This window comes from Nonomuraea sp. NPDC049625, from assembly GCF_040675285.1.
Taxonomy (GTDB): Bacteria; Actinomycetota; Actinomycetes; order Streptosporangiales; family Streptosporangiaceae; genus Nonomuraea; species Nonomuraea angiospora_A.
The window spans coordinates 63,788-74,623 of the sequence record NZ_JBFAOQ010000022.1; the positions used below are offsets into that span (position 1 = coordinate 63,788).

12 protein-coding genes are annotated in these 10,836 nt (G+C 72.4%); 8 read left to right on the plus strand and 4 right to left on the minus strand.

What is annotated here, in order from left to right:
- Positions 1-9: 9 nt before the first annotated feature.
- The 3 genes from AB0J87_RS55260 to AB0J87_RS55270 all read left to right on the plus strand — a co-directional run bounded on the left by AB0J87_RS55260 (position 10) and on the right by AB0J87_RS55270 (position 2,377).
- Positions 10-534, plus strand: a complete 525-nt coding sequence (locus AB0J87_RS55260) for an EXLDI protein (protein ID WP_185072484.1) — start codon at positions 10-12, stop codon at positions 532-534.
- 92 nt (positions 535-626) lie between these two features.
- The gene (locus AB0J87_RS55265) at positions 627-1,583 is read left to right on the plus strand and encodes an ATP-binding cassette domain-containing protein (RefSeq protein WP_363982184.1); all 957 of its coding nucleotides are present in this window, start codon (positions 627-629) and stop codon (positions 1,581-1,583) included.
- Positions 1,580-2,377 (plus strand): ABC transporter permease, encoded by a 798-nt coding sequence (locus AB0J87_RS55270; protein ID WP_363982187.1) that lies wholly within the window; start codon positions 1,580-1,582, stop codon positions 2,375-2,377. The genes AB0J87_RS55265 and AB0J87_RS55270 overlap by 4 nt, the downstream gene beginning before the upstream one ends.
- A gap of 28 nt (positions 2,378-2,405) precedes the next feature.
- Here AB0J87_RS55270 and AB0J87_RS55275 read toward each other — a convergent pair whose 3' ends face one another.
- Positions 2,406-2,966, minus strand: coding sequence for a helix-turn-helix domain-containing protein (locus tag AB0J87_RS55275; protein ID WP_363982190.1), 561 nt, complete (start codon positions 2,964-2,966; stop codon positions 2,406-2,408).
- Between the two features lie 89 nt (positions 2,967-3,055).
- On the opposite strand from AB0J87_RS55275, the gene AB0J87_RS55280 reads away from it, so the two are divergent.
- From AB0J87_RS55280 to AB0J87_RS55290, 3 genes are all read left to right on the plus strand, one after another.
- Positions 3,056-3,805: a glucose 1-dehydrogenase gene (locus tag AB0J87_RS55280; RefSeq protein ID WP_355211140.1), complete on the plus strand. Its 750-nt coding sequence runs from the start codon at positions 3,056-3,058 to the stop codon at positions 3,803-3,805.
- 78 nt (positions 3,806-3,883) lie between these two features.
- Positions 3,884-4,084, plus strand: coding sequence for a ferredoxin (locus tag AB0J87_RS55285; protein ID WP_350740959.1), 201 nt, complete (start codon positions 3,884-3,886; stop codon positions 4,082-4,084).
- Positions 4,081-5,235, plus strand: coding sequence for an FAD-dependent oxidoreductase (locus AB0J87_RS55290; RefSeq protein WP_363982195.1), 1,155 nt, complete (start codon positions 4,081-4,083; stop codon positions 5,233-5,235). The genes AB0J87_RS55285 and AB0J87_RS55290 overlap by 4 nt, the downstream gene beginning before the upstream one ends.
- 35 nt (positions 5,236-5,270) lie before the next feature.
- Here the strand turns inward: AB0J87_RS55290 and AB0J87_RS55295 are convergent, their stop codons facing one another.
- Positions 5,271-6,719 carry an MFS transporter gene (locus tag AB0J87_RS55295; protein WP_363982198.1) on the minus strand — a complete coding sequence of 483 codons (1,449 nt, stop codon included), beginning with the start codon at positions 6,717-6,719 and terminating at the stop codon, positions 5,271-5,273.
- Between the two features lie 102 nt (positions 6,720-6,821).
- Here AB0J87_RS55295 and AB0J87_RS55300 point away from each other — a divergent pair, with 102 nt between their 5' ends.
- Entirely contained in the window at positions 6,822-7,253 is a 432-nt protein-coding gene (locus tag AB0J87_RS55300) for a MarR family transcriptional regulator (protein WP_350740953.1), read from the plus strand.
- A 44-nt stretch (positions 7,254-7,297) separates the two neighbouring features.
- Here the strand turns inward: AB0J87_RS55300 and AB0J87_RS55305 are convergent, their stop codons facing one another.
- Complete coding sequence (locus tag AB0J87_RS55305) at positions 7,298-8,350, minus strand: alcohol dehydrogenase catalytic domain-containing protein (RefSeq protein ID WP_363982201.1); 1,053 nt, start codon at positions 8,348-8,350, stop codon at positions 7,298-7,300.
- Positions 8,351-8,378: 28 nt separating this feature from the next.
- Positions 8,379-9,584: a mandelate racemase/muconate lactonizing enzyme family protein gene (locus tag AB0J87_RS55310; protein WP_363982204.1), complete on the minus strand. Its 1,206-nt coding sequence runs from the start codon at positions 9,582-9,584 to the stop codon at positions 8,379-8,381.
- A gap of 131 nt (positions 9,585-9,715) precedes the next feature.
- Here AB0J87_RS55310 and AB0J87_RS55315 point away from each other — a divergent pair, with 131 nt between their 5' ends.
- Complete coding sequence (locus tag AB0J87_RS55315; RefSeq protein WP_363982206.1) at positions 9,716-10,831, plus strand: cellulase-like family protein; 1,116 nt, start codon at positions 9,716-9,718, stop codon at positions 10,829-10,831.
- Positions 10,832-10,836: the final 5 nt, after the last annotated feature.

Below are 10,836 nucleotides of genomic sequence, written 5' to 3' on the forward strand. Positions count from 1 at the left end.
GGTGAGACGATGCCGAACAAAACGATCTACGTGTCGGACGAGGATCTGCCGATCTTCCAGCGGGCGCAGGAGCTCGCCGGCGGCAAGCTGTCGACCGCCATCAGCGTGGCGCTGCGGCGCTACGTCGAGATGGAGGAGGGCCGCCAGGAGGGCTACGAAGAGATCATCGTGCAGGTCGGCCAGGGCGCCGGGCGCAAGCAGCGCTTCTCCGGCGTGCTGCTCGGCGAGTGGGGCCGCACCAGCCGCAGCGGGCGGGTGGAGATGTTCCGGGTGTACCGCTCGCGCAAGGGCAAGTTCGTCCTGCACGTCGACCGCTCGCCCGACTGGGTGAGCGGTTCGGAGTCCGACGACTGGGTGAGCACCTGGCGGGGCTACCTCGGCCTGGGCGAGACGAGATGGGGCTTCGTGCAGGGCGCGGCCACGCTGGACGTCTTCGACACGGTCGAGGAGCTGCGCGGCAAGATCCCTGACGAGTTCTACGACCTGATCGCCGACCTGGCCGAGCGGCCCGCCGTCGAGGACCTGGACATCTAGCACCCGCTGATCGAAGCGGGCGGGCGACCGTCCGCCATCCCGTCATGCCCATAAATCATGGTTAACCTCCCAATAAAAGGAGAAATCCCGCGATGCCCCCCGCCATTCACGCCGAGGGCCTGGCCAAGAAGTACGGCGACGTCGTCGCCCTCAACGGGATGGACCTGTCCGTCCCCGAGGGCACGGTGCTCGGCCTGCTCGGCCCCAACGGCGCAGGAAAGACCACGACGGTACGGATCCTGACCACCCTGGTGAGACCGGACGCCGGACACGCCACCGTCGCCGGCCTGGACGTCGTCACGCAGGCCGACCGGCTGCGCTCGCGCATCGGCGCGTCCGGCCAGTACGCGGCGGTCGACGACCACATGACCGGCGCCGAGAACCTGGAGATGGTCGGCCGCCTCTACCACCTGGGCGCCGGGCGCAGCAGGCAGCGCGCCCGGGAGCTGCTGGAGCGCTTCGACCTGACCGGTGCGGCCGACCGCCCGGTGCGGGGCTACTCCGGCGGCATGCGGCGCCGGCTCGACCTGGCCGGCGCGCTGGTGGCCGACCCGCCCGTGCTCTTCCTCGACGAGCCCACCACCGGCCTGGACCCCCGGGCCCGCGCGGGCCTGTGGGACGTCATCTCCGAGCTCGTCGCGGGCGGCACGACCGTGCTGCTCACCACCCAGTACCTGGAGGAGGCCGACCGCCTCGCCGATCGGATCGCGGTGGTGGACCACGGTCACGTGATCGCGCTCGGCACCGCCGACGAGCTGAAGGACCAGGTCGGCGGCGACCGGATCGAGCTGACCGTGGCCGGCGCCGGCGATCTGGCGGCCGCGCGGCACGCCCTGGCCTCCTTCGGCGAGGTGCGGATCGACCCCACCGCGCTGCACGTGACGGTCCCGGTCACCGGCGGCACCGCCGCGCTCACCACCGCGCTCGGCCTGCTGGCCGCCGAACGCGTCACGGTCCGCGACGCCGGGCTGCGCCGCCCAACCCTGGACGACGTCTTCCTCACCCTCACCGGCCACGAGGTCACCGCCGAGAAGGAGTCCGCCCGATGAACGCCCTGCAGATCGCGCTCGCCGACGGCGTGACGATCACCAAGCGCAACGCGCTCAAGATCAGACGAGCCCCGGACCTGCTCGGCGGCGCGGTCATCCTGCCGATCGTGTTCGTGCTGCTGTTCGCGTACGTCTTCGGCAGCATGATCGAGCTGCCGGGCATGTCCTACCGCGAGTACATGATCCCGGGCATCTTCGTCCAGACCATCGTCACCAGCGCGCAGATCACCGGCTACACCCTCACCCAGGACCTGCAGAAGGGCATCTTCGACCGGTTCCGCACGCTGCCGATGGCTCCCTCGGCGGTGCTGGTCGGCCAGACCGTCTGCGACGCGCTCATGAACGTGACCAGCATCGTCGTGATGGCGCTGGTGGGCCTGGCCGTCGGCTGGCGGATCCACACCTCGCCGCTGGAGGCCGCGCTGGGCTTCCTACTGCTGCTGTTCTTCGCGTACGCCTTCTCCTGGGTGACGGCGGCGGTGGCGCTGGCCCTGCGCACGCCCGAGGTGTTCAACAACATCGCCACCATCGTGTCGATGCCGCTGGTCTTCCTGTCCAACGCCTTCGTCGACACCGGCCGCCTGCCGGGGCCGCTCAGGGCCGTCGCCGAGTGGAACCCTGTCTCGACCGTGATCCAGGCCGCCCGCGAGCTGTTCGGCAACGCGGCCGCGACCCGCCCGCAGGCCTGGCCGCTCCAGCACGCGGTGGCGGTGTCGCTGTCCTGGTCGGTGCTGATCCTGGTGGTGTTCGTGCCGCTGGCCACGCGCCTGTACAAGCGGGCGGTCAGCCGGTGACCCCTCCCGGCGACGGGCGCGGGCTCGCTCAGGGCGCGATGCCCTCGCGCAGCAGCGCCCACACCCGGTCGGCGGTGGCGCGCCGGTCGGGTGCCGGGGTCTTGGCCAGGACCCCGGCGAGCATGCCGATGGCCAGCACCAGGTCGTCGGCCGAGACGCCGTCACGGACGTCTCCCGCGCGCCGGGCGTCGCCGAGCACGCCCGCCAGGACTCCCGCCACGCGATCGCGTACGTCGATGATGCGGGGATCGGGCTCGCTCGGCCGCGCGCTGACCAGCTCGATGAACGCGGTCGAGGCGATGGCCTGCTCGGTCAGCAGCGCCAGCAGGTCGTCGAGCGTGGTGCCGGGCCGGGCCGCCAGCGCCTCCAGCTCCGTGACGCCGTCCTCGAAGACGGCCATCGCGAGGCTGATCCGGTCGGGGAAGTGCCGGTAGAGGCTGCCCTGCCCGACCCCGGCGGCGCGCGCGACCGTGCTCAGCGGCGCGTTGAATCCGGCGCTGGCGAACACCTCACGGGCGGCCGCGACCAGCGCCGCCCGGTTCTCGGCTGCGGCGCTCGGTCCTCTGTTCGGTCGACGTGACTCCGGCACAGCGGGTATCGTAGCAACCGGACAACATCGTCCGGTTACCGTGCCGCAAGCATGGCGGGCCGGAGGACGGCTGGCGAAAGGACGGGCTCTTGAGCACATTCGACGATCGCGTCGCCCTGATCACAGGTGCGGGGTCCGGAATCGGCCGGGCGATGGCCGTGGCGTTCGCCAAGGCGGGCGCCCGCGTCGTGGCCTGCGACATCGACAAGGAGTCGGCCGGGCGGACCGCCGAGGAGATCGGCGAGGCGGCCGTCGCGGTCTCCGCCGACATCTCCGACGAGGCGTCGGTGGCCGCGCTGACCGAGGCGGCGATCGGCGCGTACGGCCGCATCGACGTGCTGTGCAACAACGCCGGGATCATGGACACGATGGCGCTGCCCGCCGACATCCCGGTCGAGCTGTGGGAGCGGGTCCTGCGAGTGAACCTGACCGGCACGTTCCTGGTCACCCACGCGGTGCTGCCGCACATGCTGCGCCAGGGATCCGGCGCGATCGTCAACACCGCCTCGGAGGCCGGCATCCGAGGCGGGGCGGCCGGCGCCGCCTACACCGCGTCCAAGCACGGCGTGGTCGGCCTGACCCGCAGCGTGGCCTGGGCGCACGCCAAGGACGGCATCCGCTGCAACGCCATCCTGCCCGGCCCCACCATGACCAACATCGCCACGAACGCCTCCTTCGACCCCACCGGCGCCGCCCGGCTCAGCCCTGTGCTCGCCCTCGGCGAGCGGCTGGCCCAGCCGGAGCAGATGGCCGACGCCGCGCTCTTCCTCGCCTCGGACGCCGCCTCGTTCGTCAACGGCGCGATCGTCCCGGTTGACGGCGGCTGGTCGGCGGCCTGACCGCCGAGGAGCTGAAGCGCCTCGAAGGGCTCGTCGTCGGCGGCCTGCGGCGCTGGTAGAACCGAAAGGAACCCTCTGATGAACGTCACCGTCGACACGGACAAATGTTGCGGGGCAGGCAGCTGCGTGCTGATCGCCCCCGAGGTGTTCGACCAGGGTGAGGACGACGGCATCGTGATCCTGCTGGACCCGTCGCCGGCCGAGCCCCTGCACGCCGCCGTACGCGAGGCGGCCGCCGTCTGCCCGGCCGCCGCGATCACCCTGGACGGGCAGTCTTGACGGACGTCCTGATCGTGGGCGCCTCCGCCGGCGGCCTGGCCGTCGCGGAGGCGCTGCGCCGCAAGGGCCACCAGGGCGGCCTGACCGTCCTGGGCGCCGAGCCGCACCCGCCCTACGATCGCCCGCCGCTGTCCAAGCAGGTGCTGGCCGGCATGTGGGAGAGCGAGCGGGCGCACCTGCGGGCCGAGACCGAGCTGGACAAGCTGGGCGCGACGTTCATCCTCGGCGACCCCGCGGTGCGGCTGGACCCCGAGGCGCGGGAGGTGTCCGCCGCCTCCGGGCGGACCCTGCGCGCGCAGGCCGTCGTGCTGGCCACCGGGCTGACCCCGTCCCGGCTGCCCGGCCAGGACGGGCTGGCGGGCGTGCACGTGCTGCGCACCCTGGACGACGCGCTCGCGCTCCGCGCCCACCTGCTCGAAGGACCGCGCCTCGTCGTCGTGGGCGAAGGCGTGCTGGGGGCGGAGGTGGCCGCCACCGCGCGCGGTCTCGGCCTGGACGTCACCCTCGTCGGCCTCGGCCGCGCGGTCCTGGCCGACCAGCTCGGCGACCCGGCCGCCGCGCTGCTCACCAGGAAGCACGCCGAGCACGGCGTCCGGCTGCGGCTCGGCATCGGGGTCCAGGGCCTGGCCTCCGAGGGCGGCCGGGTGACCGGGGTACGCCTGGCGTCCGGCGAGCTGCTGCCCGCCGACGCGGTGGTGGTGGCGATCGGCTCCCGCCCCGCGACCGGGTGGCTCGGCGACAGCGGGCTGGCTCTGCGCGACGGCGTGGAGTGCGACTCCCGCTGCCGCGCCGGCGACGGCGTCTACGCGGTGGGCGACGTGGCCTCCTGGCAGCACGAGGGGCTCGGCCGGCGGCTGCGGCTGGAGAACCGGACCAACGCCGTCGAGCAGGCCCAGGTCGTGGCCGCCAACATCCTCGGCGAGAACCTGGCCTACGCGCCCGTCCCGTACTTCTGGACCGACCAGTACGACGTCAAGCTCCAGGTCCACGGGCTGCCGTCGCCCGAGGCGGAGGTGAGCGTGGTAGAGGGCGACCCCGAGCAGAACCGCTTCGTCGCCCTCTACCGGCTCGACGGCGTGGTCACGGCGGTGCTGGGCTGGAACATGGCCAAGGCCGCCCGCCTGCGCCGCGGCCAGCTGGGCACGACGTAACCCGCGTGGGGTGGCGGCCTGCCACCCCACGCGGGTCAGCGGGTGCGGACCTGCTGGTCGGTGTCGGTGGGCAGGCCGGCCGGCTGCGGCTGCGCGGCGCGGCGGCCGGGGATGGTCAGCACGATGAGCGCCGCCACCACGGCGACCCCGCCGCCGATGAGGAAGCCGGCGCGGAACCCGGCCTCGGACGGCAGCGTCACGGACCCGAACGTGACCGTCAGGTTGGCCAGCACCGCCCCGAGCACGGCACTGGCACAGGACGTGCCGATCGAGCGCATCAGGCTGTTGAGCCCGTTGGCGGCGGCCGTCTCGGTACGCGGCACGGCGCTCATGATGATGGACGGCATGGCCGCGTACGCGAAGCCGATCCCGGCGCTGACCACGGACGAGAAGACGAGGACGCCCCACGCGTGCCCCATCAGGACGAGGGCCAGGAGGTAGCCGGAGGCGATGATGAGCGTCCCGAGCAGCAGGGACGTCTTGGGCCCGCGAGCCCCCGACAGGCGGGCGGCCACCGGCGAGATCGCCATCATGACTAGCCCGGCCGGGGCCATCCACAGCCCGGCCTCGACCATCGACCGGCCCAGGCCGTACCCGGTGGCCTCGGGCAGTTGCAGGAGCTGCGGTGTGATCAGCGACATCGCGTACATGCCGAAGCCGATGACGATGGAGGCCAGGTTGGTCAGCAGCACCTGGCGGCGCGCGCTGGTGCGCAGGTCGATCAGGGGCGCGGACACGCGCAGCTCCCACCAGCCCCACAGCAGCAGGATCACCGCCGAGGCGGCGAACATGCCGAGCGTGGTGCCGCTCGTCCAGCCCCAGTCGCTGCCCTTGGAGACCGGCAGCAGGAACAGGGCCAGACCGACCGCCAGCCCCACCGCCCCCACGAAGTCGAAGCGCCCCGGCGACTTGACCGGCGACTCCGGCACGATCATGAAGATCAGCACGCTCATCACCACGCCGAGCGCGGCGGCCCCCCAGAACAGCGCGTGCCAGCTCACGTACTGGGCGACGAAGGCGGCGGCGGGCAGGCCGAGCGCTCCGCCCACGCCGAGCGAGGAGCTCATCAGGCCGATGGCCGAGCCGAGCCGCTGCGGCGGCAGCACGTCCCGCATGATGGCGATGCCCAGCGGGATCACACCCATCCCGAGTCCCTGCAGCGCGCGGCCGATCACCATGGGGGCCAGCGAGTTGGCGGGGGCGCACACCAGGGAGCCGACTGCCAGCAGGACCGCGCTGACGATCATTACGCGGCGCTTGCCGTACAGGTCGCCGAGCCGCCCCGAGACGGGCATGGCGACCGCGCCGGCCAGGAGGGTCGCGGTGATGGCCCAGAAGGCGTTGGCGGCCGTGGTGTGCAGGAGGGTCGGCAGGGTCGCGATCAGCGGCACCATCAGGGTCTGCATCAGCGAGACCGTGATGCCCGCCGCCGCCAGCACGCTGATGATCGCTCCACTGGACGGTGCGGCACGCGTTGAACTCATGAGTTCTCCCGTATCTCGCAGAATTATATGCACGATGCATATGGTATGTATCCTACACATCACCATATAGAGGGATATTCTGACCGCCGTGGGGAGGTAATCATGCGCGAGGAGATCGTTGACATCGAGCGTGAGCTCATGCTCATCGGCCGATATAAGGAGCTGGCGTCGTCGGCCGCGCCTGCTTCGGAACGCCGCCTGGAGCGTGGCAGCAGCTACATCCTGCTCAGCCGGCTGGAGGCCGAGGGGCCGATGTCGATCGGCCAGCTCGCGCAGGCGTTCAGCCTGGACACCTCCACCGTCAACCGGCAGACCGCCGTCCTGCTCCGCGACGGGCTCGCCGAGCGCATCCCCGACCCCGAGGGCGGGATGGCCCGCAAGCTCCGCATCACCGAGGAAGGGCTGCGGCGGGTCGCCGGGGAGCGCGAGTACCGGATCCATGGGCTCGCCACGGTCCTGAAGGACTGGACCCCGGAGGAGCTGGCCGCGTTCGCCCGGGGCCTGGCCCACTTCAACGCCAGCATCGAACACTGAGCATCGAACGCTGACGGCGGCACGCGGGGCGGCGTGCCGTCCGCTCAGGCGCTTGTGACGGTGACGATGGTCTTCAGGACGTCGCGGGGCGGGTCGGCCAGGCCGCGCCGTACGGCGTCCTGGAGCGAGACGGTCTGGACGGGGAGCCGATCGACCCGAATGTGACCGGCGTGCAGCAGGGCGACGGCGGCGCGTACGTCGGTGTCCCATCGGTGCGAGGCCGACCCCACGATGCGCTTCTCCCCCAGCACCACGTCCAGCGTGGACAGGACGGCGGGCTCCGGGGTGACGCCGAGCAGGACCGTGGTGCCGCCGCGGCGGCACAGCGAGAGCGCGTCCGTCACCGCGGCGGGCGTTCCCGCGCTCTCCACGACCACGTCGGCCCCACGGCCGCCGGTCAGCTCGCGGACGGCGTCCGCCGCCTCGCCGGGCGCCGCGCCGGTGAAGCCGCACGAATCGGCCAGCGCGCGGCGGCCCGGGTCCGGGTCGACCGCGATGACGGCCGCCGCCCCGCGACAGGCGGCCACCTGGGCGACCAGCAGCCCGATGGCGCCGGACCCGACGACCGCGACCACGACCCCGGACACGTCACCGGCCTTGTCGAGCGCCCGTACGGCGACCGCCGCGGGCTCGGCGAAGACGGCGACCTCGGCGGGCATGCCCTCGGGCAGCGGGACGCAACGGTCGGCCGGCGCCACCAGGTACTCGGCCAGCCCTCCGTCGTCCTGCAGTCCGAGCGCCGCCCCGCGTTCGCACAGCGGGTAGTCCCCGCGGGCGCACCACCAGCACCGGCCGCAGCCCAGCACGACGTCCGGGACGACCGGGGTGCCCGGGGCCAGGTCGACGCCGGGGCCGGGGCGGGCGACCACGCCGACGACCTCGTGCCCCAGGGTGAGCGGGGCCGTCCGGCCGGTCAGCGGGTGCGGCGTGACCGGCACGACGATCGGTCCCGCCCGGTACTCCTCGACGTCGCTGCCGCAGATGCCGCAGAGCGTCACCGCGATCAGGACCTCGCCGGGACCGGGGCTGGGGATCTCGGTCTCGACCAGCCGCACATCGCCGCGCCCGTACCAGCGCAACGCCGCCATCCGCGTCATCTCCGCACCCCGCTCCGCCGGGCGCGGCTCATGGGCGGGTGCCGGTCAGGCGGGTGGTGACGCCCGGGCGGCTGGTGAGGCCGTCGGTGAGCTCCACGCCCAGGCCGGGCCGGTCCTCCAGGCGCACCCGGCCGTCCTCCACGAGCGGCAGGCCGGTGGCCAGCTCCCCGTACCAGGTGTGGCGGAAGGCGCGCACGCTCTCCTGCACCAGCGCGTTGGGCTGGCTCAGGGCCAGGTGTACGCACGCCGCGAACGAGATCGGCCCGGTGCAGTCGTGCGGCGCGAACGGCAGGTCGTACGAGTCCGCGAGCGCGGCGATCTTGCGGGCCTCGGTCAGCCCGCCCGTCCAGCCGATGTCCACGATGGCCACCCGGATCCCCGCGCGTTCCAGCAGCCCGCGGAACGCGCGCTGCCCGGTCAGCGTCTCGCCGGTGGCCAGCGGCACCGGCGTCGCGGCCTGCAGCGTGGCGTAGGAGGCCTGGCTGTCGGACCGCAGCGGGTCCTCGACCCAGTACGGGCTGAAGCGTTCGAGCTCCTTGACCAGCCCGAGCGCGGCATGCAGGCTCCACAGGCCGTGCAGCTCGACCATGACGTCCATCTCGGGGACGGCGTTCTTGATGTCGTCGAGCACCTTCAGGCCGGCCAGCAGGTCGGCCCGCTCCAGCCGCATGCCGCCGGTGCGCTCGGCCGCCTGGTCGAACGGCCACACCTTCATGGCACGCAGTCCCTCGTCCCACAGCTCCTTGGCCAGCTCGCCGGGCCGTTCGAGAAAGCCGCGCAGGTCCTCGTACCGCGACGTGTCGGCCAGGCCCCAGTTGGAGACGGCCTGGCGCGGCTCGTTCTTGACGTAGGAGGGGCCCGCGCAGGTGTTGTAGACGGGGAGGCTGTCCTGGTAGGGGCCGCCGAGCAGGGTGGCGACGGGCTGCCCGGTGGCCTTGCCGAGCAGGTCCCACACGGCGATGTCGACGGCCCCGTTGCCCCGGGTCTCGACCCCGCTGCCCTGGAAGCCCACATGGCCGGTGAGCAGCCGGCGCAGCCGCTCGGGGCTGGGCAGCGGCGCTCCCACGAGGAGTGGTGCGACGGTCTCGTGCAGGTAGGCCTCGACCGCCTCCGCCCCGAAGAACGACTCGCCGAGGCCGGTGAGGCCGTCGTCGGCGTATAGCCGCATCAGGAGCACGTTGGGCTGAATCGGGCATCGGATGGTCTCCAGGCCGGCGACGGCTCGGGTGCTCATGGTCCAAGAACGCTAGCTGGTTAGACCAGTAACCCGCAAGGACCAAGAGGAGCCTTGACAGTCACGCTTCTGCCAGCCACGATCTACCAATCTGGTAAGACCAACATCGAACGGATGTTGAGACTATGACGTTGACCACCAGTCCCCTAGCGATCACCATGTGGGACTTCTCCTGGCTCGAACGGCGCTGGGACGGCGCCGGCTACCAGGACTGGGACCGCGCACTCGACGAACTGGCCGAACGGGGCTACGACGCGGTACGCATCGACGCCTTCCCCCACCTGGTGGCGGCCGATCCGGAGCGGACCTGGCGCCTGCTCCCCGTGTGGCACTTCGAGTCCTGGGGCGCCACCGAGCCGGTCTCCGTACGCGTGCTGCCCGGCCTGCTCGACTTCATCCGGGCATGCGCGGACCGCGGGCTGCGGGTCGCGCTGTCCTCGTGGTTCAGGAAGGACGAGCACGACGTCCGCTCGCGGATCAGGACCCCGGCCGACCTGGCCCGGATCTGGGATGTCACCCTCTCGGCGATCGAGGACGCCGGCCTCGCCGACGCCGTCTACTTCGTCGACCTGGTGAACGAGTGGCCGCTCGCGATGTGGGCGCCCTTCCTGTACGGCAACGACGCGAGCGCCGAGACCCTGTCCCGGGGCGACACGGCCGTACAGACCTGGGCCAACGAGGCGATCTCCACCCTGCGCTCGGCCCACCCCCGCTACCGCTACACGCTGTCCGGCTGCACCGAGACCACCGGCGCCCCGGGCGAGGACCTGTCCGAGCTGGACCTGCTCGAACCGCACGTGTGGATGACACCGCAGGCCACCACCGACTTCTACGCGGAGATCGGCTACGACCTGCACCACTCCCAGTTCGACCCGCGGGCCTACGAACCGCTGTCCGGCCCGGCCGAGCGCCTGTACCGGTCCGACCCGCAGCGGTGGGCCGGCCACCTGACCGAGCACATCGGGGAGGTCGCGGCGTGGTCGCGGGCGACCGGCAAGCCGCTGGTGACCACCGAATGCTGGGGGATCGTGAACTACAAGGACGGCCCCGGCCGCGACTGGGGCTGGGTCAAGGAGCTGTGCGAGATCGGGGTACGGGCCGCGCTGGCCACCGGGCGCTGGGAGGCGCTGGCGACCAGCAACTTCTGCGGCCCCCAGTTCGACGGCATGTGGCGCGACATCGCCTGGCACCGGCGCATGACCGACGCCATCCACGCGGGGGTCACCGAATTCACGACCGTCCCCTGAGAGGA